The sequence below is a fragment of the Pseudomonas sp. L7 genome, from assembly GCF_046605565.1.
Taxonomy (GTDB): Bacteria; Pseudomonadota; Gammaproteobacteria; order Pseudomonadales; family Pseudomonadaceae; genus Aquipseudomonas; species Aquipseudomonas wayambapalatensis.
The window spans coordinates 852229-876969 of the sequence record NZ_CP176784.1 but is presented as its reverse complement, the minus strand read 5'-3'; the positions used below and the strand labels follow the sequence as shown (position 1 = coordinate 876969).

Genomic DNA, 24741 nt, shown 5'->3' with positions numbered 1-24741 from the left:
TTGTGGAGCCGACCATGCCGAACCTACGTCTCGCCGATCTCACCGCCGAAATCGAATCCAACGTGCGCCGCGCGCTGCTGGAAGACGTCGGCAGCGGCGACATCACCGCCCAGCTGATTCCGGCCGAGCGGCTGGCCAAGGCCACCATCATCACGCGCGAAGACTGCGTGATCGCCGGCACCGCCTGGGTCGATACCGTGTTCCGCCAGCTCGACCCACGGGTGGCGGTGCACTGGCAGGTGGCCGATGGCGAACGCGCCACTGCCAACCAGGTGCTGTTCCACCTCGAAGGCCCGGCCCGTTCGCTGCTGACCGGCGAGCGCTCGGCACTGAATTTCCTGCAGATGCTCTCGGGCGTTGCCACCCGCGCACGCTTTCTCGCCGACCTGGTCGAGGGCACCCAGGTACGCTTGCTCGATACCCGCAAGACCCTGCCGGGCCTGCGTCTTGCGCAGAAGTACGCGGTCACCTGCGGGGGTTGCCACAATCACCGCATCGGCCTGTATGACGCCTTCCTGATCAAAGAGAACCACATCGCGGCCAGCGGCGGCGTGGCCGAAGCCGTCGCCGCCGCGCACCGCATCGCGCCGGGCAAGCCAGTGGAAATCGAAGTGGAAAGCCTGGACGAACTGCGTCAGGCACTGGCGGCCGGTGCCGATATCGTCATGCTCGACGAACTGACCCTGGACGAAATGCGCGAAGCAGTGCGCATCACTGCGGGCAAGGCCAAGCTCGAAGCCAGCGGCGGGGTCAACGAAACCACGCTGCGGGTCATCGCCGAAACCGGTGTGGACTACATCTCCATCGGCGCGATGACCAAGGATGTGAAAGCCGTCGACCTGTCGATGCGCCTGAGCCTCTGATTCCGCTGCCCGTCAGCCGACCAATGCTTGCGCTTTCAGCAATGACTTAGCGGCTGAGCAGGCCGTCGCTCACGGCGTTTCGCAGTATGGCGGTGGCAGGCTGAAACGAAAGAACCGGCCAGAGGGCCGGTTCTTTCGTGATCAGGCAGCGACTCAGAACGAGGCGTTGGCCAGGCCGTCCAGGTAGCGCTCCACGTCCAGTGCCGCCATGCAGCCGGCACCGGCCGAGGTGATTGCCTGGCGGTAGACGTGGTCGGCCACGTCACCGGCAGCGAACACACCCTCGACGTTGGTGGCAGTGGCATTGCCTTCACGGCCGCCGTTGACCACCAGGTAGCCGTCTTTCAAGGTCAGTTGGCCCTCGAACAGCGAGGTGTTCGGGGTGTGACCGATGGCGATGAACACGCCGTCGACCTTGATTTCGTCGCTGCTGCCATCGTTGTTCTTCAGGCGCGCACCGGTCACACCCATGTTGTCACCCAGCACTTCGTCCAGGGTGGCGTTGAGCTTGAGCTCGATCTTGCCTTCGGCGACACGGGCATTGAGCTTGTCGATCAGGATCTTCTCGGCGCGGAAGGTATCGCGACGGTGCACCAGGGTCACCTTGCTGGCGATGTTGGCCAGGTACAGCGCCTCTTCCACGGCGGTGTTGCCACCACCGACCACGGCAACCGGCTTGTTGCGGTAGAAGAAACCGTCGCAGGTGGCGCAGGCCGACACGCCCTTGCCCATGAACGCTTCTTCCGACGGCAGGCCCAGGTAACGGGCGCTGGCACCGGTAGCGACGATCAGCGCATCGCAGGTGTAGGTGCCGCTGTCGCCGGTCAGGGTGAACGGCTTGCTGGCCAGGTCGACGGCATTGATGTGGTCGAAGACGATCTCGGTCTCGAAGCGCTCGGCGTGTTCCTGCATGCGCTGCATCAGTGCCGGGCCGGTCAGGCCATGGGGGTCGCCCGGCCAGTTGTCGACTTCGGTAGTGGTGGTCAGCTGGCCGCCAGCCTGCATGCCGGTGATCAGCAGCGGCTTGAGGTTGGCACGGGCAGCGTAGACCGCAGCGCTGTAACCGGCAGGGCCGGAACCGAGAATGATGACCCGGGAATGACGAACTTCGGACATGTCGTGCTCCTGTCGAGCCGGCCACATGAGGCCGACACCAGTGTGCCGGCGACGCCGGCTGGAAATGAAAAAGGACCTGCGCAGCACTTGGGGAAGGCTACAACGCACAGGTCCGAAAACCTGGGTGCCACCTCCCACTGAGGGCTCGCGGCGTTTCACGGCGTTCAGAAATTGAGCGCACTGTAGCGAGGTGGCAAAGATTAAGGAAATATCCTTCGACAATCCACCTTATAGACAGGCTCTATCCAGGGACGAATCCGATCCGCGATTGTCCCTATGCTTTGTTACAGCCGGTGTCGCGCCTTTCGTCGGCGTCTCAAACTCGGTAATGTCAGCCCGTTTTCCTTCTGTGGAGCATCCCGATGCAAGCCCCCGTCCTGTCCGGCCCCCAGTACCTGCGCGAGGGCCTGAAACTGGTCCTGAGCCCGAGCCTGCGGTTGTTCGTGCTGTTGCCGCTGGCGGTCAACCTGCTGCTGTTCGGCGGCCTGATCTATTTTGCCGGCCACCAGTTCAGTCTGTGGGTCGATGCACTGATGCCGACCCTGCCCAGCTGGCTGAGTTTCCTCACCTACATCCTGTGGCCACTGTTCGTCGCCCTGGTGGTGCTGATGGTGTTCTTCACCTTCACCCTGTTCGCCAACATCATCGCTGCGCCGTTCAACGGTTTTCTCGCGGAGAAGGTCGAGGTGGTGGTACGCGGTGAAGACACCTTCCCGGCGTTCAGCTGGGGTGAACTGGCGGCGATGGTGCCGCGCACCTTCAGCCGCGAGATGCGCAAGCTCGGCTACTTCCTGCCGCGCGCCATCGGCCTGTTCATCCTGTCGTTCATCCCGGTGGTGAACGTGGTGGCCGCGCCGCTGTGGCTGGTGTTCGGCATCTGGATGATGGCCATCCAGTACATCGACTACCCGGCGGACAACAACAAGATGAGCTGGCAGGACATGCTCGCCTGGTTGCGCAGCAAGCGCTGGCAGTCGATGGGGTTTGGTGGCATCACCTACCTGGCGTTGATGATCCCGGGGGTGAACGTGCTGATGATGCCGGCGGCGGTGGCGGGGGCGACGTTGTTCTGGGTGCGGGAGCGCAACTGAGGCGTCCGGCTCTTGTGCCGAAACTGGCACCCTCGTTGGATGGCACGGGCTACGCCCGTGTTCGCGGGCAAGCCCGCTCCTACAGAGGGATTGGGTTGGCCTTTTTCGCCTACCGCCTTCAGTAAGGGGCACCGCCCGGTAGTCAGTGACTCAACTGGCTGGAGAACTGCCCCACCGCATTGACCACCTTCTTCGCCCCGTCCTGGATCTCGACGATCACGCTGCCGGTTTCCCCGGCCAGCGTCAGGCCCTGCTCGGCCTGGCGCTTGCTGGTGTCGATGATGTCCACCGCCGCCTGGGCCAGTTGCTCGTTCTGTTGCACCACCCGGGCGATCTCCTCGGTGGCGCTGCTGGTACGCGAGGCAAGCTGGCGCACTTCGTCGGCAACCACTGCGAAGCCCCTGCCCTGCTCACCGGCACGGGCGGCTTCGATGGCGGCATTGAGCGCCAGCAGGTTGGTCTGCCCGGCAATGTCGCTGATGGTCTTGATGATCGAGCCGATCACCTTGGACTGCTTGTCCAGCGCCTGGATGCCCTCGGCCGCCTCCTGCATCGAGCTTTCCAGGCCACGCATCACCTCGACCGTCTGGGTGACCACGCCGGTGGCCTTGCGGGCGCTGGCGTCGGTGTCCTGCGAGGTGCTGTAGGCGATATCGGCGGCCTGGGCCACGGCGATTTCCTGGTTGACCTGGTCGGTGATCACAGTGGCGAACTTCACCACTTTGTAGAGCACGTCATGGGCATCGATGATCGGGTTGTACGAAGCCTCCAGCCAGACGACTCGACCATGGGCGTCGATGCGCTTGAAGCGCTCGGCCACGTATTCGCCCCGGCGCAACTTGTCCCAGAACTGCTGGTAACCCGCCGAGCTGACTTCCTCGGGTTCGCAGAACATGCGGTGATGCTTGCCGCGCACCTGCTCCAGGCTGTAGCCCATGGTCTGCAGGAAACGGTCGTTGGCGGTCAGCACCTGGCCGTCGAGGTTGAACTCGATCACCGCCGTTGAGCGCATCAGTGCCTTGATCAGGCTTTCATGCTCGCGCGAAGTCTCGATGGTGCGGGTCAGGTCGCTCGAATGCAGGGTGAAGTACTTGATCCGCCCGTCGACACCTTTGACCGGTTGCAGGATCGAGCGCAGCCAGGCTTCTTCGCCATTGCCACGCAGCAGGCGGAACGCGCCGTTGAGGTGCTCGCCGCGGGTGATTGCGGCCTTCATGCGCTGGTAGAAATCCAGCTTCTTCACGTGCTCCGGGACGATCTCTTCGATGTTGCGGCCGATCAGACGATCGCTGCTGTAGAGCATCTCTTTTTCGAAGTTGCCGTTGGCGACTTCGATCCGTCCCTGAGGGTCGAGCTGCAAGACCAGCATCTCGCTGTCGAGGCTGTTCTTCACCTGCTCGATGGATTGCAGTTCCTCGTGCAGTTGCTGGATTTCTTTTTTCAGTTTGCTGTTGAACATCACCGCTCTCCCGGAGCGCAATCCATCCATCGAATGCATCTTCATCGGCTGCGGGCAGGAGGTTCTTGAGTGCCCGGCAAGGAAATATTCCAGGGGCCGGAAAAACCTGGAAAACAGGCGTCACCGGGGGATCATCTGGATGTCACATAACGGCAACCCAGCAGGGGGAAACTTTTTGATATGAATACACCGCCCCTACGCATCACCCTGGTCAGCGAAACCTTCCCGCCCGAGATCAACGGTGTGGCCAATACCCTTGGTCGCCTCAGCGAAGGGCTGCGCCTGCGCGGCCACCAAGTGGAAGTGGTGCGCCCGCGCCAAGTCGGTGATGCGCCGGGCAACGCCGACGACGCGCTACTGCTGTGCCGTGGCTGGCCACTGCCGGGATACCCGGGGTTGCAGTGGGGCGAGGTATCGATGCACAAGCTGTGGCGACGCTGGCGTCGGTTGCGCCCGGATGTGCTGTACATCGCCACCGAAGGCCCGCTCGGGCTCAGCGCCCTGCGCGCCGCACGGCGCCTGGGGATTGCCGTGGTCAGTGGTTTTCACACCAATTTCCCGCAGTATTCCGGCCAGTACGGCCTGGGTCTGCTGGCACGCCTGCTCACCCACTACCTGCGCTGGTTCCACCGCCGCACCGCGACCACCCTGGTCCCCAGCGCCAGCCAGCGCCTGGAACTGGAGCGCCGTGGTTTCGAACGCCTGGCACTGATGGCGCGTGGCGTCGATGCGCAACTGTTCAACCCGGCACGGCGCAGCCAGGCGCTGCGTGAGCAGTGGGGCCTTGGCCCGGATGACGTCGCGGTGCTGCACGTCGGCCGCCTGGCGGCGGAGAAGAACCTCGCACTGCTGCTGCCTTGCATGCAGGAGCTGCAGAAGAGTTATCCACAGCGACGCCTGCGCCTGATCGTGGTCGGCGACGGGCCACTGCGGGCGCAGATGCAGCAGCAGTTCCCCGATGCGGTGTTTTGTGGCGTGCAACGCGGCGAAACACTGGCCGAACATTACGCCAGCGGCGACCTGTTCCTGTTCCCCAGCCTCACCGAAACCTTCGGCAACGTGGTGCTCGAAGCACTGGCCTCGGGCCTTGCGGTAGTGGCGTACGACGAGGCCGCCGCAGCCCAGCATATTCGCCACGGACACAGCGGCGCGCTGGCCATGCCGGGGGATCAGCCAGCATTCATCGACGCCGCATGCTGGCTGCTCGAGGACGCCGAGACCCTGCGCAGGGTGCGTCTCAATGCCCGCCAGCACGCCAGTCGCCAGGGCTGGCAGGCGATCGTCGAAGAGTTCGAGGGGCACTTGTACAGCGCCTGTCGGCAGACCGCCGCCCAGGGTGAGCGCGCGGCCACGCCACTGACGATCAAGTCAGGCTCGACAGCGCCTCGCGGCTGAACGGCAGAATCTCGTCCTCACGGCCCTCGCGGACTTTCTGCGCCCACTGGGCATCCACCAGCAGCGCACGGCCGACCGCGACCAGGTCGAACTCCTCATCGCCCAGGCGCTGCAGCAGGCCTTCCAGGCTGGCTGGCTTGGCCACCTTGTCAGTGTCGACCATGAACTGCAGGAACTCGCCATCCAGACCGACGCTGCCAACGGTGATGCTCGGCTTGCCGGTGAGCTTGCGGGTCCAACCGGCCAGGTTCAGTGGCGAGCCGTCGAACTCCGGCTCCCAGAAACGGCGGGTGGAGCAGTGGAAGATATCCACACCGGCATCGGCCAGCGGCTTAAGGAAGGCTGCCAATGCCTCGGGCGTTTCGACCAGACGCGCGCTGTAGTCCTGCTGTTTCCATTGGGAGAACCGGAAGATGATCGGGAAACCAGGCCCCACCGCAGCACGCACAGCCTGGACCAGTTCGATGGCGAAGCGCGAGCGTTGCGCCAGATCGCCGCCGTATTCGTCACTGCGCTGGTTGCTGGTGGCCCAGAAGAACTGGTCGATCAGGTAGCCGTGCGCGCCGTGGATCTCGACGCCATCCATACCGATGGCCTTGGCATCGCGGGCCGCTTGTGCAAAGGCGGCGATGACCTCACGGATGTCATCGTGGGTCATTTCATGAACCACCACCTGGCCATCCTTGCTTTTACCGCTCGGGCCATAGCCCGGCACGCTGGCGTCCGGTTCGGTGCCCAGGCGGCGAACGCTGCCCACATGCCACAGCTGCGGAACGATGCGCCCGCCTTCGGCGTGCACGGCATCGACCACCTTCTTCCAGCCAGCCAGGGCGTCTTCGCCATGGAAGCGCGGCACATTCGGATAACCGTTGGCAGCCTTGTGATCGACCGTGGTGCCCTCGGTGATGACCAGGCCCACGCCAGCCGCAGCGCGGCGCCGGTAGTACTCGATGACGCCGTCGTGCGGTACGCCGCCAGGGCAGAAAGTACGGGTCATCGGCGCCATGACCACGCGGGTCGGCAACTCGAGGGAGCCCAGGGTGAACGGCTGGAACAGTGGGTTGCTGGACATACGGCGCTCCCGATGAGGGTAAGGAAATGCGCCTGAGCTTAGAGCCAGCCGAGTGGCGGGCACAGCATTATTGATTTGGGTGATTGAGCACGATATGGCGCAGCTTGCTCCTGCACCTGTGGGAAAACTGAGCGGCGGTTCGCCGCTCCAGCATGCATCAGGCCAGTGCCTTCTCGACCGCCTGAACCACCGTCGGATCGTCCGGCGCAGTGCGGGGCGCAAACCTCGCCAGGACGCGGCCGTCCTTGCCCACCAGGAACTTCTCGAAATTCCAGGTGATATCGCCGGGAAACTCCGCGCCCTCGCCTGCCAGCAGGCGGTACAGCGAATGACGCTCAGGCCCGTTGACCTCGAGCTTGGCGCTCAAGGGGAAGCTGACGCCATAGTTCAGGCTGCAGAACTTCTGGATCTCGTCTTCGCTCCCTGGCTCCTGGCCGGCGAACTGATTGCACGGCAGGCCGAGCACACTGAAGCCCTGGCCCTTGAACTGCTGGTGCAGCTTCTCCAGCGACGCGTACTGAGGCGTCAGGCCGCACTTGGAGGCGACATTGACCACCAGCAGCACCTTACCCTTGAACGGTGCCAGGGGCAGGTCCTGGCCGTTCAGCGCCTTGAGCGTCAGATCGTGAAATGCACTCATCTTGATTCCCCTCTCAGGTTGCCGGTTGCCGCTGGGGCGAATTGCGCCCACTAAAAAGGCGCGCGATCAAGCCGTGTACCCGCCCGCAGAGGGTAGGTCGGCTTGCTCGAGCGCCTGACGACTCTCAGAGCTTAGCTGAGAAATCAGTGGTGATGGCCACCTTCACCGTGGATGTGACGGTGAGCGATTTCTTCTTCGCTGGCGTCACGCACGTTGACCACCTTGACCTGGAAGTTCAGGCGCTGACCTGCCAGAGGGTGGTTGCCGTCGACGGTCACGTCGTCGCCGTCGATGTCGCGGATGGTGACGATCTGCATCTGGCCGTCCGGCGCCGAAGCGTGGAACTGCATGCCGACTTCCAGTTGGTCGACACCTTCGAACATGCTGCGGTTCAGGGTGCTGACCAGCTCGGCCAGGTACTCGCCGTAGGCGTCTTCCGGCTCGATGGCAACGGTCAGTTCGTCGCCGGCCTGCTTGCCTTCCAGGGCTTTTTCCAGGCCCGGGATGATGTTGGCGGCACCGTGCAGGTAAACCAGTGGCGCGCCACCGGCGGAGCTGTCGATGGTCTCCCCGGCGTCGTTGGTCAGGGTATAGTCGATGGAGACTGCCTTGTTGGCGGCGATCAGCATGGGGCAAGACCTTTTGCAAAAGAATGTAGAGCGCACAAGTGTAACCAAGGCCTCGCCCGATTGCGAACGCGCGGCGGGTGGCGAACGGCCCATCAGTCGGATCATCGGCTTTCACCAGGACGAGGAAGGCCAATGGGTGGTCGAGCTGTCCTGCGGCCATACCCAGCACCTGCGCCACCAGCCGCCGTGGCAGGCACGCCCCTGGGTGCTCGATGCGCACGAGCGCACCCGGCGCATCGGCCAGGCTTTTGCCTGCGGCTGGTGCGCGCAGGGGGCCGATAGCGCTACCCTTGGCCGTTGATCCCTTGCACCGCTTATTCCGAGAAGCACGCATGCAGACATTTTTCATCGCGCCGACCGACTTTGGTGTCGGCCTGACCTCCATCAGCCTCGGCCTGGTACGCGCCCTCGAGCGCGGCGGCCTGAAAGTCGGTTTCTTCAAGCCGATCGCCCAGCCGCATCCCGGCGATACCGGCCCTGAGCGCTCCAGCGAGCTGGTCGCACGCACCCACGGCATCAAGCCACCCACGCCGCTGAGCCTGGCCCAGGTCGAGCGCATGCTGGGCGATGGCCAACTCGACGAACTGCTCGAAGAAATCATCCGCCTGTACCAGCAAGCCTGCGTCGGCAACGACGTGGTGGTGGTCGAGGGCATGGTGCCGACCCGTCATGCCAGCTATGCGGCGCGGGTCAACCTGCACCTGGCCAAGAGCCTGGACGCCGAGGTGATCCTGGTCTCGGCACCGGAGAACGAGGTGCTCAGCGAACTGTCCGGGCGGGTCGAACTGCAGGCCCAACTGTTCGGTGGCCCACGCGACCCGAAAGTCCTCGGGGTCATTCTCAACAAGGTCCGTACCGACGAAAGCATGGCCGATTTCGCCACGCGCCTGCGCGAGCATTCGCCACTGCTGCGCGGCAACGACTTCCGCCTGCTCGGCTGCATCCCTTACCAGGCCGACCTCAACGCCCCGCGCACCCGCGATGTGGCCGAGCTGCTCGGCGCCCAGGTGCTCAATGCCGGCGACTACGAACAGCGGCGGATGAACAAGATCATCATCTGCGCGCGCACCGTGGCCAACACCGTGCCGCTGCTCAAGCCGGGCACCCTGGTGGTGACGCCCGGGGATCGCGACGACATCATCCTCGCCGTGAGCCTGGCAGCGATCAACGGCGTTCCGCTGGCCGGACTGCTGCTGACCAGCGACAGCAAGCCTGACCCGCGCATCCTCGAACTGTGCCGCGGCGCCCTGCAGGCCGGCCTGCCGATCCTTTCGGTGAGCACCGGCTCGTACGACACCGCCAACCAGCTCAACTCGCTGAACCGCGAGATCCCGGTGGACGACCGCGAGCGCGCCGAGTTCATCACCGACTTCGTCGCCAGCCACCTCGACGCCCACTGGTTGCACCAGCGTTGCGGTACGCCGCGAGAGATGCGCCTGTCGCCAGCGGTGTTCCGCTATCAACTGATCCAACGCGCGCAGCAGGCCAACAAGCGCATCGTCCTGCCCGAGGGCGCCGAACCGTTGCTGGTGCAGGCCGCCGCCATCTGCCAGGCGCGTGGCATCGCCCGCTGCGTATTGCTGGCCAAGCCCGAGGAAGTCGAGGCGGTGGCCCGCGCTCAGGGCATCACCCTGCCCGCCGACCTGGAAATCCTCGACCCCGAGCTCATTCGCGCACGCTACGTCGAGCCGATGGTCGAGCTGCGCAAGAGCCGCAACCTCAACGCCCCGATGGCCGAGCAGCAGCTGGAGGATCCAGTGGTGATCGGCACCATGATGCTGGCGCTGGATGAGGTCGACGGCCTGGTTTCAGGGTTGGTGCACTCCACCGCCAACACCATCCGCCCGGCCCTGCAACTGATCAAGACCGCGCCAGACTGCAGCCTGGTGTCGTCGGTGTTCTTCATGCTGTTCCCCGAGCAGGTGCTGGTGTACGGCGACTGCATCATGAACCCGCACCCCAGCGCCGTGGAGCTGGCGGAAATCGCACGGCAAAGCGCCGAATCGGCGCAGGCTTTCGGGATTGCACCGCGTGTGGCGATGCTCAGTTATTCGAGCGACTCGGCGGCCAGTGACGAGGAAGTGGAAAAGGTGCGCGAAGCCACGCGCCTGGCGCAGCAGGCCGAACATGATCTGCTGATCGACGGGCCGTTGCAGTACGACGCCGCAGCCAACCCGGAGATTGCCCGGCAGTTGGCACCGCACAGCCAGGTAGCGGGTCGCGCCACGGTGTTCGTGTTCCCGGACCTGAACACCGGCAACACCACGCACAAGGCAGTGCAACGCAGTGCCGACTGCGTAAGCCTGGGGCCGATGCTGCAGGGGCTGCGCAAGCCAGTGAACAACTTGCCGCGCGGTGCGCAGGTGGACGATATCGTGCACACCATCGCATTGACGGCGATCCAGGCCAGTCACGTGCGCTGAAACGCATCGCGGGACAAGCCGGCGTACCGACTTGTCCCGCGACAGGGCCGCAAAGCGGCTGCGTTACAGGTCAGGGATACTGCTGAACGGTGCCCTGCTGGTCATACTGCTGGCCAGGGATCGGCTTCAGGTTAACCTCGACGCGACGGTTCTGCGCCCGGCCATTGGCATCGGCGTTGCTGGCGATCGGCTGGTCCGGGCCCATGCCACGAACCGACACCCGTGACGCATCGACGCCCTGCGAGGTCAGGTAGGTGCTGACGGCCTGCGCGCGACGCTGCGACAGGTCCATGTTGTGCTGGCGGCTGCCGGTGCTGTCGGTGAAGCCGACCACTTCGATGGTGTTCTGGTTGAACTGCTTGAACGAGCTGGCGAGGTTGTTCAGCGGCGAGTAGAAGCTTGGGGCGATGTTCGCCGAATCGGTAGCGAAGGTGATGTTACCTGGCATGATCAGCTTGATCTGGTCGCCCTGGCGCTGCACTTCGACACCGGTGTTGGCCATCTGCGCGCGCAGTTCGGCTTCCTGCTTGTCGGCATAGTAGCCATAACCGGCGGCAGCGGCGCCTACCGCAGCAGCGCCGATCAGCGCACCCTTGCCACGGTTGTTGTGATCGATGGCCGCACCGGCGATGGCACCGGCCAGTGCACCCAGGCCACCGTACTTGGCAGTCTTGCTCATCCCTGTGGAGCCGCCCTGCGCCTGGCCCTGGTTGTCGTAGGGGTTCTGGCCGGCACAGCCGGTCATCAGGGCAGCAGCGGTAGCGACGATAATCAGACGACGCATGGTGAACATGGACAAGCTCCTGGTGAAATTCGAAAGTGCAGCGGATCGTATACGGATCAGTGCCAGCCTTGGATTGCAGCGACGCGGAAAAATTCCATGAAACTTCACGCCCGCACGAACGGGTTTTCACGCATCTCTTCGCCGAGGCGAGTGTCCGGACCATGGCCGGTCACCACGATCGCCTCTTCATCTAGGCGGTACAGCCGCTCCTTGATGGAACGAACGATAGCTCGTTGATCGCCCCCCCACAAATCGGTGCGCCCCACGCCACGCCGGAACAGAGTGTCGCCGGCGATCAGCAGCTTGTGTTCGGCAAACCAGAAACTCATCGAGCCCGGCGTATGCCCGGGTGTGTGCAGCGCCACGCCACAGCCGCAGGCCAGCGCCTCGTCATCGGCGAGCCAGCGGTCGGGGGAAGGGACGGGCGTGTAGGGCACACCGAACATCTGGCACTGCATCTCCAGGTTGTCCCACAGCGGCTGGTCGTCCTTGTGCAGGTGCAAGGTCGCACCGGTCAGCTCCTTGAGCCTGCCGGAGGCCAGGAAATGATCGAAATGGGCGTGGGTATGGATGATGCTCACCAGCGTCAGGCCATGCTGTTGCAGGCGTGCGAGAATCTTCTGCTCGTCGCCACCGGGGTCGACGACGATGGCCTTCTTGCTGACCGGGTCGCCGATCAGCGTGCAGTTGCATTGCAGGGGGCCTACGGGGAAGGTTTCGCGGATCAGCGATACAGGGATATGGGTCATGGGAGTCCAGCTCCAAGCGACTTCACGCTCATTCGAATAAGGTTTGTACGCGCGCCAGCGCATCATCGATGACGGCGTCGGGAACAGACTCGATACGCCGGGCACCAGACGCCTCGAGATCCATCGTACGCAACTGGTTGCACAACACCACGCCCTGGGTTCGCGTACCTGCCCCGCTGAGCGTGACTGCAAACCCGGCATGCCGGGTGAAATCCCCACCTTGAGTAATCGGGACGACCACGGCCAGGCCCGCGGTATTGTAGGCAGCCGGCGTCAGTACAAGCACCTGGCGCATCGCACCTTGCTGCTCGCGACCGACCACAGGCTCAAGATCGACTCGCACAATATCGCCCCTGGCGAATCCCGCCCGCCTCATACCTCACGACCGACAGGACGAATGGCGTTCCACGCCGCGAGCTCATCCGGCTCAGGTGCATCGAGATCGCACTGGGCCATCAGATCCTCAAGCTTGTACTTGGGTTTTGATCGGACGGGCTTGAAAACCAGCGACCCGGTGGCGGTATCCAGGCAGAGGACGGAGCCCACGCTCAGGCGCATCTGCTTGAGAATGGTCGATGGCAGGCGAATGGCAGCACTGTTGCCCCATTGTTGAATCTTGACTTCCATAAGTATCTCCAAAGGTAGATACATAGTAGAAACCCTCCAGATGATTGCAAGTAACTTGTAGAAACAACGTGTCTACATTGTCATCTGAAGCGCTGCTTCTGAAGTCATGAAACCGAAGTCAGGAGCTATCCCACAACGCAGTGGGAAGTGACACTCAAACAGCCAGAGTCAAGGCAAATACAACCTGAACAACCCGCCACCCAGCGCACCACCGTTGGCGATTTCGATCCGCCCGCGTACGCCGTTGCGCTCGTGCAGGGCGGCGATCCTGGCGGCGAAGTACAGGCCAAGGCCGGTGCTGCCGCTCTGCTGGTCGATGCCCTGCACGTAGTCCTGCTGTCGCTCGAGCATGCGCTGTGGATAACCGGGACCATCATCGTTGACGCTGATCACCAACTGCTCGCCCTCCTCCTCGACACTGATCAGCAACGTATGCCCGGCATAGCGGATGGCGTTGGTCAGTACGTTGGCGACCACCGAGGCGACCAGTTCGCGGTCGAAGAAGCCCAGCGGGCTTTCGGTGTCGATGCGCCAGGTCGCCAGCACGTCGCGGTGGCGGATGACTTCCTGATGCGCCGCCAACTGGGCTTCGACGAAATCCTCGAGCTCGTGGTAGTCGGGGCAGATCGGCAACTGGTTGATGCCCAGCTTGTACAACCCCAGCAATTGCACCAGCATCCCGTTGAGGTGGCGGAACTCATGCTCCATCACCCCTTGTTCGCTGCCACTGCGGGCCTGTTCGGGCAAACGCGCCAGCCACTGATCGTGGGCCTGGATCAGCGCCGAGAGCGAGTTCTTCATGTCGTGCACGGTGGAGGCGATCACCGTCGAGAAATCCAGCCCCTGCTCATCCCGGCTCATGCGCCGAACACCCGCACGTGCAGCTTGCGGTAGCGGTCGAAACGGCTGTCGCTGGCGGGGATGCCAGCCACGCTGTTCAGGCAGTTGCGACATTCCTGCATAAGCGACTCCGACGGACTTTCGCCGCCGATACGCAGCAGCGCCTGGGCGGTATTGAGGGCAATGCTGATGTTCTTCGGTTGCAGCGACAGGGCCTTGCGAAACATCTCCAGGGCCTCGTTCAACTGGCCGCCCTGATAGCTGCGCACCCCTTGGCGGTTGAGGTCGACAGCCTCGGTGACGGCTCCGAGCACCGTCGGATCGTCGGTGACCTTGGCCACGCTCTGCATGACTTTCGGGTCATCCCCGTAGGTTTCCACGCACCCCTTGAGAATCGAAGTCCCGGCCGACTCCTGCCCCAGGTCCTTGAGCTGCTTGGCCACGGTCAGCGCGGCATCGACCGAGAAGAACTGATCCATCTTTTCCAGACGCTGCATGGCCTGCTCGGTGAGCTTGGCCGCGGTTTCCGCATCGCCGGCCTGCTGCAGGCTGGCAGCCTTCATCAGGCGGGCGCGAACTTGCAGGCCCTGGTCTTCGGTGTGTTCCTTGGCAACTTCGCTGAGCACGGTATTGATCTCGACCCGCGTACGCGCATCAAGGCCATTGCCGGCGTTCTTGTTCATCAGCGCCTGGACCAGGCCCAAGTTGCTCTCGGCGCTCTTGTAGCGCGAGCTCTGCCCCTGGCTCACGGCGTGCCGGTAGGCCTTGGATGCGCCTTCGTAGTCTTCGTTGTCCAGGGCCAGCTTGCCCAGCGCCGCCTGGCGCCGCACCGCCAGCGGTGACAGGCGCACGGCTTCCTCGAGCATGTGCTGGGCGCGCTTGTTGTCGCCCTTGGCCACCAGCACTTCAGCCAGCCCGTCGTAAAGCCCTGGCATGATCGGGAAGGCCTTGAGCGCCTGCTCATAGACGCCCTGGGCCTGTTCGTACTGGCCACGCTTGTGCATCAGGCTGCCCAGCGCCGCATACACCCAAGGCTGCGGGCGGCTGGCCAGAATGTTGGTGAGAAACTTTTCCAGGTCGTCGAAGCGATTGAGGTCGCGCAGTGCATCGGCCCGGTAGCGCAGGCACAACGGCGCGAAACGCGGATCCTGCTTGCACAGCTCGGCGCAGGCCGCCAGCACCTCGGCCGGGCGCCCACGGTCCAGCGCCTGGAGAATCGGCTTGAGCAAGGTCTTGCGCTGCACCAGCTTTTCCAGGCGCTGCGCCAGGCCCAGGCGGTTGAACGGCTTGGTCAGATAGGCATCCGGTTCATGCTCGATGGCGCTGAGGACAATCGACTGGCTGCTTTCGGCCGTGACCATGATGAACACGCATTCATGGCTGATGAGCTTGTCCAGCAGCAGGTCCTCGAGCACCTGCTGGCCATTCTTCTTGCCATCGCCCAGGTGGAAGTCCTGGAGGATGAAGTCATAGCGCTTCTGCGCGCACATGCGCAGGGCCTGCTCGCCGCTGTCGGCGGTATCCACGTCGCGCACACCCAACTCGCGCAGCATGGAGCGCGTCGAGGTGCGAAAGTCGGTGAAGTCGTCGACGATCAGAAAGCTTTTTTGCCCATACTGCAGCATCAACACGACCTGTATTGAGAAGAAGTGGAAAAAGGCCTGCGGCGACTGGGCCCGGCGAATGCTGTATCGGCCGGGCGGCGGGAAAGATGAGACCGGGAAGTCAGCGCATGACGAGATAATGGCAACTAGCCATCATTTTAACTGCAAGGCGCTTTCTAGACCAGCAGGCCCAGCGACTTGGCCCGTGCCACTGCTTGCGTGCGGCGCTCCACGCCCAGCTTGCTGTTGATATGGCTGGCGTGGGTCTTGACGGTATGCAGGGAGATGAACAGGCGCTCGCTGATCTGCTGGTTGGAGCAGCCTTGCGCGATCAGTTCCAGTACCGCCAGCTCACGGCCACTGAGCGCCTCATTGTTGGCCATGCTGACAGGCTGGGTTTGTGGCAGGCGTGCCAGCAGTTCGGCCTGTGCCGGGCACGCAGGGCTTGCCGCGAGCTGCTCGCGCAACCATATCGGGCGCTCCTCCAGCAGCCGCTGGAAAGCGTGCAATGCCCCGCCACGCGCAGCCTCGAGTGCTTTGGCCAGCAACTTGCCCGCTTCCTGTTCGCGCCCCTGCGCCAGCAACAGATCAACCAACTGGCACAGCGCGCTGACCGCCAGCATCATTCCACCACTGGCCTCCCCCTGTGCCACCAGTGCCCGCAGGCGCTGCTCGGCGGGCTCCGGTCGTGCCAGGGTGCGCTCCAGCAACGCTTGTTGCAGCTCGATATGCAGTGGCAGCAATGGATGAAATTCCGGTGCAGCGGCCGGTTGCTCTCCGCCGTAGGTCTGCCCCAGGCGCAGCAGCCAGGACTCGGCAAGGTCGGTGCGGCCCTGGGCCAGCCAGAGTTCGCACTTCACCAGCGTGATCATGGCCAGGTAGAAGATCGGCGGCACGTCCCAGATGTGCATCAGCCGCTCGGCCTCGGCGAGCTCCGCAAAAGCCTCGGCGAAGCGACCGTCGCGCCCCTCCAGCGAGGCGATCACGCAGTGGCCGATCAGTACGCTGATATCACGACACGCCCGCGCTTCGCTCAGCCCGGCGCGCAACCGCGCCCGCCCTTGGCCTGGTTGCAGGCGCGAGGCATACAGGTAGCCTTCGTAGAGAATCAAGCGGGCGCGCACGGCGTACAGGCGCTGCCCCGACAACCCCTGCAGACGCTGCAACCCCTGACGCACCTCGTCCAGGGCGCGCAACACCTCGCCGCGGGCGTGCAATACCCTGGCGCGATCGTAATGGGCCAGGGCCTCGAACAATGGATTGCCAACACGCTGGGCCAACTCCAGCGCCTCACGGTTCCAGCCCCGCGCCCGCCAGAAGTCACCGTCGGCAATGGCCAGGTTGGACAGCGTCGACAGGCACACCAGACGCTGGCCGTAGCGCTTGCAGGGCAGGCTCTGCAGGGCCTCCTCGCAGTAGGCCAGGGTGCGCTCGCGATCGCCGCGGCCGCGCGCGATCACGCCGCTGAGCGCCAGCCACTGGGCGAGCATGGATTTCTGGGCGGTCGCCGAGGGCGCTGGGAGGAAACGGCTGAGATAGGCCGCCAGTTCTTCGGCAGCATCCAACTGGCAGGCCAGGCCCAGTGCCCAGCTGTACAGCACGATCAAGCGTGGCGTACTGATCAGCAGGCTGTCAGGCAGGTCCATCTTCCAGCGCAACAGCATGCCGACGTTCTGTTCGGCCAGCAGTTGCTCTTCGGAAAGGCTCTGCACCAGATCGGCGGCGACATCCAGAGAACCCGCACGCAAGGCTTGCTCCACCGCTTCGTCGAGCAGCCCCTGGCGCTCGAACCAGCGACAGGCACGCAGATGCAGCGCCGCCGAAGGCTCGCTGGCCTGGCGACTGCGCAGCAGGTCGGAGAACAGGTGGTGATACCGGAACCAGCGACCGTGCTCATCCAGCGGCACCAGGAACACCTGGTGAGCCTGCAGGTAACGCAGGATGGCCGCGCTGTCCTCGCGCTCGCGCAGGGCGTCGCACAGTTCGATGCAGAAGCGCTCCTGGCAGGCGGTGTCATAGAGGAAGGCCTGGACTTCTACCGGCAGGATCTCGATGACCTCTTCAAGCAGGTAATCGCGGATCAACCCTTCACCACCGTGCAGCGCCTGGGGCAAGGCATGGTCCTCGCCAGACTCGCTGGTCGCCAGTTGCCAGAAACGCAGCCCGGCGACCCAGCCGTCGCTGCGCTGGATCAGGTTGTCCAGCGCCTGACCACGCAGGCCGGTGGGCTGGCGGCCAATCACGGCGAGGGCTTCGTCGGAGGTCAGGCGCAAGTCTTGTTCGTTGAGTTCGGCCAACTGGCGCGACAGGCGTAGCCGCGCCAGATGCCAGTCGGGGCGCTGACGGCTGGTGACCAGCAATGCCAGACCCGGCGGCAAATGGTTGAGGAAGAACTGCAGGCAGCGATCGAGAACCGGCCCCTGGGCAAGATGGTAGTCATCCAGCACCAGCAGCAGCGGCGTATCGCTATTCAGGTAGAGCGCCAGCTCGTCGAGCAGGCTGTCGAGCCATTCTTCGAAGGCGAACGGCTGATGGCGCTGGCGCATCTTCAGCAAGCCCATGGCCTGACCACCCAACGCCGGGCAGAACTGCTGCAAGCCTTCGAGCAGACGCTCGAGGAAACGACCGGGGTCGGCATCGCGCTGGCTCAGGCCCAACCAGAGGCTGCGCCAGTGGCTGGGCAGTTGCTGGCAGAACTCGATGGCCAGCGAACTCTTGCCGAACCCCGCCGGTGCGTTGACCAGCAGCAGCCGCCCATCCAGACCCGCTTCGAGACGCTGGCACAAGCGCGCGCGCAGCACATGCCCGTCCGGCAGCGGTGGCCGGAAGAAACGCCCGTCCAGCAGACCCAGGGCCTGGCTGGCGACTCCATGCGTACGGGACAAATCTGTCATGGCCGACTCGTTCTGGTTGGAAGATCACGGCGGTACGGATTGTTGCGAGACTAACGGCTATTGCGGCGCATTTGAAGAAAATCGAAACGCTTGAGAGGGAAAAGACTACGACAAAAAGCAACAACACTGATGGACATCAGTGAGATCTATTGCACGGCATAGCACAGACCGCCCCGGCAAGGGCGCAAAGGCTCAGCGAGGTTCGAGCCAGACCAGCGAGGCGAAACGCCCGCCCTGTGGGGTGCGTCGATAGGAGAAGAAACGCGGATCGCTGACCGTGCAGAAACCGCCGCCATACACGGCCGTCACGCCGCGCGCGGCCAGACGGATACGCGCCAGGGCATAGATGTCGGCGATCAGCTTGTCGGGGCGCTCGCCCGCGACGAAGGCACTGGCAGCCTCCGGATGCACGGCGGTGAAAGCATCGCGCACTTCCAGGCCCACCTCGAACGCTTGCGGGCCGATGGCAGGGCCCAGCCAAACCAGCACCTGTTCAGGTGCCAGCGCCAGACGATCAAGGGTGGCCTCCAGCACGCCACCGGCCAGCCCGCGCCAGCCCGCATGGGCGGCCGCCACACGCGTGCCGGCACGATCGCAGAACAGCGCGGGCAGGCAATCGGCGGTCATCACGGTACAGGCGATACCAGGCTGGTCGGTCCAGCTGGCATCCGCTTCGGCCACCACGGCCGGATCGGCGTCGGCCACGACCAGGCCATGGACTTGCTTGAGCCAGGCCGGCTGGATAGCGAATTCATCGCCCAGGCGGCGGCGATTCTCGGCAACCGCCGCCGGGTCGTCGCCCACGTGGTCACCCAGGTTGAAGGTGTCGTAGGGCGGCAGGCTGACGCCGCCCTCACGCGTGGTGACGCAAGCGCGAACCGAGGCCGGGGCCGGCCAGTCGGGGAAGATCAGCGATTGCGTCAGCTCGCTCATCCGATGAAGCTCTCGCGGTCCTGGTCGAGCAGCGACAGCAGCCACATGAAGTCGTCCGGCAAGGGCGATTTCCACTCCATGCGCTTACCGGTCGTCGGATGGTCCAGCGCCAGGAAGCGCGCGTGCAGGGCCTGACGCGGGAAATGCTTGACCGCCTCGACCATGGCCACGCTGGCCGCCGGCGGGATGCGGAAGCGACCGCCGTAGGTCTGGTCACCCACCAGCGGGAAACCGACATGGGCCATGTGCACACGAATCTGGTGGGTACGCCCGGTCTCCAGCTTGACCCGCACATGGGTGTGCGAGCGGAAGCGCTTGAGCACGCGATAGTGGCTGACCGCCGGCTTGCCGCCATCGGTGACCGCCATGCGCTGACGCATGCCGCCGTGGCGACCGATCGGTGCGTCGATCTTGCCACCGGCCGTCACCACGCCAACCACGATGCATTCATAGATGCGGCTGACCGAGCGCTTCTGCAGTTGGTCGACGAGGTTGGTCTGCGCCTGCAGCGTCTTGGCGACCACCATCAGACCGGTGGTGTCCTTGTCCAGGCGGTGGACGATGCCGGCGCGCGGCACGTTGATGATGTCCGGCACATGGTACAGCAAGGCGTTGAGCAGGGTCCCGCTGGCATGCCCGACAGCCGGGTGGACCACCAGCCCGGCAGGCTTGTTGATCACCAGGATCTGGTCGTCTTCATAGACGATGTCCAGATCGATCTCCTCTGCCTCCCATTCACCCTGGGCCTCCTGTTCGGCCTCCAGGGCGAGAACGGAGCCGGTGTGGACGGTATCGCGCGGGCGCAGCACCGCACCATCGACGGTCAGGCGGCCTTCCTTGATCCACGAAGTCAGGCGCGAACGCGAGTACTCGTCGAACAATTGGGCGGCGACCTGGTCGAGGCGTTGGCCGCCCAGCTCGGACGGGACCTCTGCACTAAGTTGAATGATCTCGGACATGCTCGAATCGATGGGCTTACAGCCTTTGGTTTCAGCTGCGTGCTTGTGGTTAAATACGGCTTCTTTTGCCCCGGGGTTGGCCGGGGGCGCTCATCATAACAGGACGGCACCGCCCAAGACAGCGGCCGTCAAAGGACGCAAGCCGCCATGCAAGTGAAACACCTGCTGCTGATCGCCATCCTCGGGCTCACTGCTGCCTGTTCCTCGAACAAGGAAGTCATTGACGAGAACCTCAGCGAAGCCGAGTTGTACCAGCAGGCGCAGGCCGACCTGGACAACCACAGCTACACCAGTGCCGTGAACAAGCTCAAGGCCCTGGAATCGCGCTACCCGTTCGGCCGCTACGCCGACCAGGCCCAGCTCGAGCTGATCTACGCCAACTACAAGAACACCGAGCCGGAGGCCGCCAAGTCTGCTGCCGAACGCTTCATCCGCCTGCACCCGCAGCACCCGAACGTCGACTACGCCTATTATCTGAAAGGCCTGACCTCGTTCGACCAGGACCGCGGCCTGCTGGCGCGCTTCCTGCCGCTGGACATGACCAAGCGTGACCCGGGCGCGGCGCGCGACTCGTACAACGAGTTCGCCCAGCTCACCAGCCGCTTCCCCAACAGCCGCTACGCCCCGGACGCCAAGCAGCGCATGATCTACCTGCGCAACCTGCTGGCCTCCTACGAAATCCACGTCGCCGACTACTACCTGAGCCGCGAGGCTTACGTTGCCGCCGCCAACCGTGGCCGCTACGTGGTGGAGAACTTCCAGGAAACGCCATCGGTTGCCGACGGCCTGGCCGTGATGACCGAGGCCTACCAGAAAATGCACCTGGACGACCTGGCCGCCACCAGCCTGGAAACCCTCAAGCTCAACTACCCGAACCACCCGAGCCTGGTCGACGGTCAGTTCGTACCCAAGCAGAGCGAGTCCGACGGTCGCTCCTGGCTGTCCAAGGCTACCCTGGGCCTGATCGAGACCGACACCCCGCTGCCACCGGGTGAAACCCGCGCCAACCAGGACGTGGTCCGTCAGTTCAAGGACGCCCGCTCGGAAATGCCGGCCGACCTGCTGCCCAAGGACGAGAACGGCGATCCGATCCTGCCGGCTGGCCCCAAGGAAGCCGAAGAGGATCGTTCCTGGTTCAGCTACCTGACCTTCGGTCTGTTCGACTGACAGATCGCGCAACGACAGAAAGGGAGGCCCAGGCCTCCCTTTTTTCATGGCCGCGTCCTAGACTGTGGCCTCTTCATTCACGACAAGCTGGACACCATGGTTCGTCTACTCTTCTGGATCGCCCTGATCGCCGCCGCGTTCTGGCTGTGGCGCAAATTCAAGATCAGCCAGCAATCACGCCCCGAGCCACGCCTCGAAGACCCCTTGACCATGGTGCGCTGCGCCCATTGCGGCGTACACCTGCCCAACGACCGGGCGCTCAAGCTCGGCAAGGACTGGTACTGCAGCCAGGCCCACCTCGAGCAGGGTCCTGGCCGACAAGGCTGATTGCCGACAACTGGCTCCCCCCAGTGCAGGAGGGGGCCAGTTTTCAGATTCCTGGGCAAGGCCCGCTTATCCCTCCCCGACCCTTTAGCTCCATTTGCGACCCCTCTCCCCCGCCACCATTGACCCTGCCCGACAAAACTCGCTAAATCCTATTTATCCGCATAAATATGAAAAATAGCGAAATGCTCAAGCCCAAACGCAAGCGCCAGAAGCTCTCGGACCTGATCGTCGAATCGGTCAAGCGCTCGATCGTCACCGAAGCCTTGCGCCCCGGTGATCGCCTGCCCACCGAACGCGAGCTGATGGAGCACTTCGAATGCTCCAAAGGGACCGCCCGCGAGGCACTCAAGGCCCTGGAGGTCGAAGGGCTGGTCAACACCCGCACCGGCCCGACGGGCGGCGCCTATCTCGCTGAAGTGGGCACCGAGCCGGCCAGTCGCGCGCTGCGCAACTACCTGCACTTCCAGCATCTGGACGGCGAACAGGTCTACCAGTTGCGCAAGGTCATCGAGGTCGAGTTGGCAGTGGCCGTGATGGGGCAGCTCAGCGACGCCGACTATGCCGCACTGCAGGCCAACATCGACTTCTGCAGCACCCCGGAAGACAGCGAGCAGGGCCAGCGCGAACAGCGCCTGGCGGAAATCGAGTTCCACACCTTGCTGGCACGCCGCTGCTCCAATCCGCTGCTGCGCTTCATGGCGGTGTTCCTCAACGACCTGCTGCGCGACCTGGTGGTACTGAAGAAGGCCTACCTGCCCAAGCGCCAGCAGTTCGCCGCGGCCAACATCGACTACCACAAGCAACTGCTGGTCGCCCTGCGCGCCAGCGATGAAAAGGCCGTGCGCCGGCTGATGCACGAGCACATGTGCGACGCCGAACATCACATGACCGCGCTGGAGGGCGAGGTCGAACGCAACTTCCTGCTGGAGTTCGAGCACCACCACTGATCCAGCCTGCACAGAGGCCTGCCTACAGGCCCCGCCGTACCCGCTTTGCCATTGCCACTCCTGCCTAATAACCAGAATCAAGGAGTTATCCATGCAAAGACGTACCCTGCTCAAGGCAGGTCTTGCCCTGGGTGCCCTCGGCAGCCTCCCACTGGGAGCGCAGCGGGCATTCGCCGAACAGCCGCTGGTCTTCTACGGGCTCAAGTCGATGTCCGGCGCCTTCGCCAGCTACGGCAAGTACGCCGACATGGGCTCGCGCCTGGCCATCGCCGAGCATCCGCAACTGCTGGGGCGGCCGCTGCAGTACAAGGTCATCGACACCGAAGGCAATGCCGGCAAGGCCGTGCGCAAGGTCCAGGAAGCCATCGGCCAGGACGGTGCGAGATTCTTCCAGGGTTGCACCCTGTCTTCCTCCGCCCTGGCCGTGTCCAAGGAAATCAACAAGGCCGGCGGCGTGTTCATGACCCCGGTCGGCGCCGACGAGATCACCGGCAAGGATTGCAATCTCTCGACATTCCGCTGGTCGGTGCCGACCTACGGCGCGATTCGCGAAACCCTGGTGCCGATGATCCGCCAGCTGCCGCAAGCCAAGCGCTGGTACACCATCACCCCGCAATACGTGTTCGGCGATGCGCTGCTGGACAATGCGCGCAAGGTTTTTGCCGAGTTCGGTGTCGAGCACATCGGCAACAGCTACCACTCGCTGCAGGAACAGGAGTTCTCCGGGTACCTGACCAATGCCATCGCCGCCAAGCCCGACGTGCTGGTGCTGCTGAACTTCGGCAGCCAGTCGTCCAACGCCCTGCGCCAGGCGGTCAACTTCGGCATCAAGGAGCGGATGAAGGTGCTGCTGGTCTGGTCGGCAGGGCTCGACCAGTTCCAGGAGCTGGGCAGCGATGTGCTCGAAGGGGTCTACCTGGGCGCCCAGTACTGGCATCAGGTGGATACGCCGCTGAACAAGGCGCTGGTCGCCGCCACGCAGAAGGCCTATGGAATCAACCCCAACTATCCGCTGGCCGCCGACTACATCGGCACCAAGGTCATGCTCGACGCCATCGTCCAGGCTGGCACCTTCGACGGCGCCAGCGTCGCCAGGGCCTTGCAGGGCATGCGCTTCCAGGGCCCGACCGGCGAAGAGCTGATCCGCCCTGGCGACCACCAGGTGCTCAAGGACTACTACCTGCTGCGCGGCAAGCCCCAGGGTCAGTTGCGCGACGAGGACGACCTGGCTGAAGTCATCAGTTCGGGCCGCTCGTTCGTCGAGGTCGATCACACCGGTTGCGCCCTGGCCTGAGGCCGCGCCGCCAGTCAAACACACCTGTACAGGCAGCCGCGCCGCGCGCTGTCGAGGGCACGCTCATGCTCGAATTGTACCTGTTCCAACTGCTCAACGGCCTGGGCCTGGGGATGATCTACTTCCTCATCGCCGTAGGCCTGACGATCATTTTCGGCCTGCTGAACTTCGTCAACTTCGCCCACGGCGCGTTCTTCCTGCTCGGCGCCTACCTGTGCTACACCGCCGTGGCTCTGACCGGCAACTTCTGGCTGGCATTGCTGATCGCCCCGCTGGTCGTGGCAGTGCTGGCCTGGGCGGTGGAGCGCCTGCTGATCAAGCGCATCTACCACCTGCCGCACACCTTCCAGATCCTGGTCACCCTGGGCATCGCCCTGATCATCCAGGAAGCCTCGGTCCTGATCTGGGGGCCGGTGGGCAAGAACATCGCCGTACCGCCGGAGCTCCGTGGCGTGGTGATCCTGGGCGACTTCATCTACCCCTACTACCGCCTGTTCCTGATCGGCTTCGCCGCGCTGATCGGCCTGGCCTTGTGGCTGCTGCTCGAACGCACGCGCTTCGGTGCCCTGGTACGCGCCGGCAGTGAAAGCACCGAAACCGTGTCGCTGCTGGGCACCAACATCTTCCGCCTGTTCTCCCTGACCTTCGCCCTCGGTGTGGGCCTGGCCGGTGTCGCCGGGGTGCTGTTCGCGCCGTTGCGCGGTGCCCAGCCCTTCGTCGGCCCGGAGATCCTCGGCATCGCCTTCGTAGTGGTGGTGATCGGCGGCATGGGTTCGTTCGGCGGCGCGCTGGTCGGTGGACTGCTGGTCGGCGTGGTGCAAAGCATGATGACCAGCCTCTGGCCGCAAGGCGCCAGCCTGATGATCTACGGGGCGATGGCCGCGGTGATCCTGGTCCGTCCCTATGGCCTGTTCGGGAGAGCATGATT

General features: G+C 64.1%; 23 protein-coding genes and 2 pseudogenes. 10 read left to right on the top strand and 15 right to left on the bottom strand.

Annotation, left to right across the window (positions count from 1 at the left end; all coding sequences use genetic code 11):
* Window positions 1-14 precede the first annotated feature (14 nt).
* Entirely contained in the window at window positions 15-863 is an 849-nt protein-coding gene (gene nadC, locus ACK3BK_RS04185; RefSeq protein WP_186667616.1) for a carboxylating nicotinate-nucleotide diphosphorylase, read from the top strand.
* Window positions 864-1016: 153 nt separating this feature from the next.
* Here the strand turns inward: nadC and trxB are convergent, their stop codons facing one another.
* A complete protein-coding gene (gene trxB / locus ACK3BK_RS04180; protein ID WP_065863398.1) occupies window positions 1017-1979 on the bottom strand; it encodes a thioredoxin-disulfide reductase in 963 nt (320 codons plus the stop codon).
* A 362-nt stretch (window positions 1980-2341) separates the two neighbouring features.
* Between trxB and cysZ the strand changes: the two genes are divergently transcribed.
* Complete coding sequence (gene cysZ / locus ACK3BK_RS04175) at window positions 2342-3070, top strand: sulfate transporter CysZ (protein WP_411383782.1); 729 nt, start codon at window positions 2342-2344, stop codon at window positions 3068-3070.
* A 142-nt stretch (window positions 3071-3212) separates the two neighbouring features.
* Here the strand turns inward: cysZ and ACK3BK_RS04170 are convergent.
* Together ACK3BK_RS04170 and ACK3BK_RS04165 are read right to left on the bottom strand one after the other, a co-directional pair.
* A pseudogene (locus tag ACK3BK_RS04170) lies at window positions 3213-3644 on the bottom strand (methyl-accepting chemotaxis protein); the annotation flags it as partial.
* Window positions 3645-3806: 162 nt separating this feature from the next.
* Window positions 3807-4439, bottom strand: a pseudogene (locus ACK3BK_RS04165) (PAS domain-containing protein); the annotation flags it as partial.
* Between the two features lie 270 nt (window positions 4440-4709).
* On the opposite strand from ACK3BK_RS04165, the gene ACK3BK_RS04160 reads away from it, so the two are divergent.
* Window positions 4710-5924: a glycosyltransferase family 4 protein gene (locus ACK3BK_RS04160; RefSeq protein WP_411383781.1), complete on the top strand. Its 1215-nt coding sequence runs from the start codon at window positions 4710-4712 to the stop codon at window positions 5922-5924.
* On the opposite strand, the gene ACK3BK_RS04155 is transcribed toward ACK3BK_RS04160, so the two are convergent.
* The 3 genes from ACK3BK_RS04155 to ACK3BK_RS04145 all read right to left on the bottom strand — a co-directional run bounded on the left by ACK3BK_RS04155 (window position 5893) and on the right by ACK3BK_RS04145 (window position 8265).
* Window positions 5893-6996, bottom strand: coding sequence for an NADH:flavin oxidoreductase (locus ACK3BK_RS04155; RefSeq protein ID WP_186667612.1), 1104 nt, complete (start codon window positions 6994-6996; stop codon window positions 5893-5895). The two genes, ACK3BK_RS04160 and ACK3BK_RS04155, sit on opposite strands and share 32 nt — an antisense overlap.
* A 157-nt stretch (window positions 6997-7153) precedes the next feature.
* Entirely contained in the window at window positions 7154-7636 is a 483-nt protein-coding gene (locus ACK3BK_RS04150; protein WP_186667611.1) for a glutathione peroxidase, read from the bottom strand.
* A gap of 143 nt (window positions 7637-7779) precedes the next feature.
* Window positions 7780-8265: a peptidylprolyl isomerase gene (locus tag ACK3BK_RS04145; protein ID WP_054925639.1), complete on the bottom strand. Its 486-nt coding sequence runs from the start codon at window positions 8263-8265 to the stop codon at window positions 7780-7782.
* Here ACK3BK_RS04145 and ACK3BK_RS04140 point away from each other — a divergent pair.
* Both ACK3BK_RS04140 and pta read left to right on the top strand, forming a co-directional pair.
* On the top strand, window positions 8264-8566 hold the full coding sequence (locus ACK3BK_RS04140; protein WP_186667610.1) for a DUF3565 domain-containing protein: 303 nt from the start codon (window positions 8264-8266) through the stop codon (window positions 8564-8566). The two genes, ACK3BK_RS04145 and ACK3BK_RS04140, sit on opposite strands and share 2 nt — an antisense overlap.
* Before the next feature lie 31 nt (window positions 8567-8597).
* Window positions 8598-10688: a phosphate acetyltransferase gene (gene pta / locus ACK3BK_RS04135; protein WP_411383780.1), complete on the top strand. Its 2091-nt coding sequence runs from the start codon at window positions 8598-8600 to the stop codon at window positions 10686-10688.
* A gap of 70 nt (window positions 10689-10758) precedes the next feature.
* On the opposite strand, the gene ACK3BK_RS04130 is transcribed toward pta, so the two are convergent.
* From ACK3BK_RS04130 to rluD, 9 genes are all read right to left on the bottom strand, one after another.
* On the bottom strand, window positions 10759-11481 hold the full coding sequence (locus ACK3BK_RS04130; RefSeq protein ID WP_065863405.1) for an OmpA family protein: 723 nt from the start codon (window positions 11479-11481) through the stop codon (window positions 10759-10761).
* A gap of 95 nt (window positions 11482-11576) precedes the next feature.
* On the bottom strand, window positions 11577-12221 hold the full coding sequence (locus ACK3BK_RS04125) for an MBL fold metallo-hydrolase (protein WP_186667608.1): 645 nt from the start codon (window positions 12219-12221) through the stop codon (window positions 11577-11579).
* Between the two features lie 28 nt (window positions 12222-12249).
* A complete protein-coding gene (locus ACK3BK_RS04120) occupies window positions 12250-12564 on the bottom strand; it encodes a type II toxin-antitoxin system ChpB family toxin (RefSeq protein ID WP_411383779.1) in 315 nt (104 codons plus the stop codon).
* 29 nt (window positions 12565-12593) lie between these two features.
* Entirely contained in the window at window positions 12594-12848 is a 255-nt protein-coding gene (locus ACK3BK_RS04115; protein ID WP_186667606.1) for an AbrB/MazE/SpoVT family DNA-binding domain-containing protein, read from the bottom strand.
* A gap of 168 nt (window positions 12849-13016) precedes the next feature.
* Entirely contained in the window at window positions 13017-13709 is a 693-nt protein-coding gene (locus ACK3BK_RS04110; RefSeq protein WP_288374179.1) for a sensor histidine kinase, read from the bottom strand.
* A complete protein-coding gene (locus tag ACK3BK_RS04105; protein WP_186721965.1) occupies window positions 13706-15313 on the bottom strand; it encodes a tetratricopeptide repeat-containing response regulator in 1608 nt (535 codons plus the stop codon). The genes ACK3BK_RS04110 and ACK3BK_RS04105 overlap by 4 nt, the downstream gene beginning before the upstream one ends.
* 155 nt (window positions 15314-15468) lie before the next feature.
* The gene (locus tag ACK3BK_RS04100) at window positions 15469-18186 is read right to left on the bottom strand and encodes a LuxR C-terminal-related transcriptional regulator (RefSeq protein ID WP_411383778.1); all 2718 of its coding nucleotides are present in this window, start codon (window positions 18184-18186) and stop codon (window positions 15469-15471) included.
* Window positions 18187-18378: 192 nt separating this feature from the next.
* Window positions 18379-19119 carry a peptidoglycan editing factor PgeF gene (gene pgeF / locus ACK3BK_RS04095; RefSeq protein WP_186709434.1) on the bottom strand — a complete coding sequence of 247 codons (741 nt, stop codon included), beginning with the start codon at window positions 19117-19119 and terminating at the stop codon, window positions 18379-18381.
* Entirely contained in the window at window positions 19116-20078 is a 963-nt protein-coding gene (gene rluD, locus ACK3BK_RS04090) for a 23S rRNA pseudouridine(1911/1915/1917) synthase RluD (protein ID WP_411383777.1), read from the bottom strand. Before rluD ends, pgeF begins: the two co-directional genes overlap by 4 nt.
* Before the next feature lie 147 nt (window positions 20079-20225).
* Here rluD and ACK3BK_RS04085 point away from each other — a divergent pair, with 147 nt between their 5' ends.
* The 5 genes from ACK3BK_RS04085 (at window position 20226) to ACK3BK_RS04065 (ending at window position 24739) form a co-directional block, all read left to right on the top strand.
* Window positions 20226-21245, top strand: a complete 1020-nt coding sequence (locus ACK3BK_RS04085) for an outer membrane protein assembly factor BamD (protein WP_186667600.1) — start codon at window positions 20226-20228, stop codon at window positions 21243-21245.
* 96 nt (window positions 21246-21341) lie between these two features.
* Entirely contained in the window at window positions 21342-21572 is a 231-nt protein-coding gene (locus ACK3BK_RS04080) for a PP0621 family protein (RefSeq protein WP_063542822.1), read from the top strand.
* Window positions 21573-21754: 182 nt separating this feature from the next.
* Window positions 21755-22519, top strand: coding sequence for a FadR/GntR family transcriptional regulator (locus tag ACK3BK_RS04075; protein ID WP_411383776.1), 765 nt, complete (start codon window positions 21755-21757; stop codon window positions 22517-22519).
* 91 nt (window positions 22520-22610) lie between these two features.
* Window positions 22611-23813 (top strand): ABC transporter substrate-binding protein, encoded by a 1203-nt coding sequence (locus ACK3BK_RS04070; protein ID WP_054895111.1) that lies wholly within the window; start codon window positions 22611-22613, stop codon window positions 23811-23813.
* A gap of 65 nt (window positions 23814-23878) precedes the next feature.
* Window positions 23879-24739: a branched-chain amino acid ABC transporter permease gene (locus tag ACK3BK_RS04065; RefSeq protein WP_411383775.1), complete on the top strand. Its 861-nt coding sequence runs from the start codon at window positions 23879-23881 to the stop codon at window positions 24737-24739.
* The last annotated feature ends 2 nt before the right edge of the window (window positions 24740-24741 follow it).

Coding starts and splice junctions, on each gene's coding strand:
- ACK3BK_RS04075 (WP_411383776.1), top strand. CDS start 21,755: ATGCTCAAGCCCAAACGCAAGCGCCAGAAGCTCTCGGACCTGATCGTC.
- ACK3BK_RS04085 (WP_186667600.1), top strand. CDS start 20,226: ATGCAAGTGAAACACCTGCTGCTGATCGCCATCCTCGGGCTCACTGCT.
- ACK3BK_RS04080 (WP_063542822.1), top strand. CDS start 21,342: ATGGTTCGTCTACTCTTCTGGATCGCCCTGATCGCCGCCGCGTTCTGG.
- nadC (WP_186667616.1), top strand. CDS start 15: ATGCCGAACCTACGTCTCGCCGATCTCACCGCCGAAATCGAATCCAAC.
- ACK3BK_RS04150 (WP_186667611.1), bottom strand. CDS start 7,636: ATGAGTGCATTTCACGATCTGACGCTCAAGGCGCTGAACGGCCAGGAC.
- ACK3BK_RS04125 (WP_186667608.1), bottom strand. CDS start 12,221: ATGACCCATATCCCTGTATCGCTGATCCGCGAAACCTTCCCCGTAGGC.
- cysZ (WP_411383782.1), top strand. CDS start 2,342: ATGCAAGCCCCCGTCCTGTCCGGCCCCCAGTACCTGCGCGAGGGCCTG.
- ACK3BK_RS04070 (WP_054895111.1), top strand. CDS start 22,611: ATGCAAAGACGTACCCTGCTCAAGGCAGGTCTTGCCCTGGGTGCCCTC.
- pgeF (WP_186709434.1), bottom strand. CDS start 19,119: ATGAGCGAGCTGACGCAATCGCTGATCTTCCCCGACTGGCCGGCCCCG.
- ACK3BK_RS04155 (WP_186667612.1), bottom strand. CDS start 6,996: ATGTCCAGCAACCCACTGTTCCAGCCGTTCACCCTGGGCTCCCTCGAG.
- ACK3BK_RS04140 (WP_186667610.1), top strand. CDS start 8,264: ATGGGGCAAGACCTTTTGCAAAAGAATGTAGAGCGCACAAGTGTAACC.
- ACK3BK_RS04160 (WP_411383781.1), top strand. CDS start 4,710: ATGAATACACCGCCCCTACGCATCACCCTGGTCAGCGAAACCTTCCCG.
- ACK3BK_RS04130 (WP_065863405.1), bottom strand. CDS start 11,481: ATGTTCACCATGCGTCGTCTGATTATCGTCGCTACCGCTGCTGCCCTG.
- ACK3BK_RS04100 (WP_411383778.1), bottom strand. CDS start 18,186: ATGACAGATTTGTCCCGTACGCATGGAGTCGCCAGCCAGGCCCTGGGT.
- ACK3BK_RS04105 (WP_186721965.1), bottom strand. CDS start 15,313: ATGCTGCAGTATGGGCAAAAAAGCTTTCTGATCGTCGACGACTTCACC.
- pta (WP_411383780.1), top strand. CDS start 8,598: ATGCAGACATTTTTCATCGCGCCGACCGACTTTGGTGTCGGCCTGACC.
- ACK3BK_RS04110 (WP_288374179.1), bottom strand. CDS start 13,709: ATGAGCCGGGATGAGCAGGGGCTGGATTTCTCGACGGTGATCGCCTCC.
- rluD (WP_411383777.1), bottom strand. CDS start 20,078: ATGTCCGAGATCATTCAACTTAGTGCAGAGGTCCCGTCCGAGCTGGGC.
- trxB (WP_065863398.1), bottom strand. CDS start 1,979: ATGTCCGAAGTTCGTCATTCCCGGGTCATCATTCTCGGTTCCGGCCCT.
- ACK3BK_RS04065 (WP_411383775.1), top strand. CDS start 23,879: ATGCTCGAATTGTACCTGTTCCAACTGCTCAACGGCCTGGGCCTGGGG.
- ACK3BK_RS04115 (WP_186667606.1), bottom strand. CDS start 12,848: ATGGAAGTCAAGATTCAACAATGGGGCAACAGTGCTGCCATTCGCCTG.
- ACK3BK_RS04145 (WP_054925639.1), bottom strand. CDS start 8,265: ATGCTGATCGCCGCCAACAAGGCAGTCTCCATCGACTATACCCTGACC.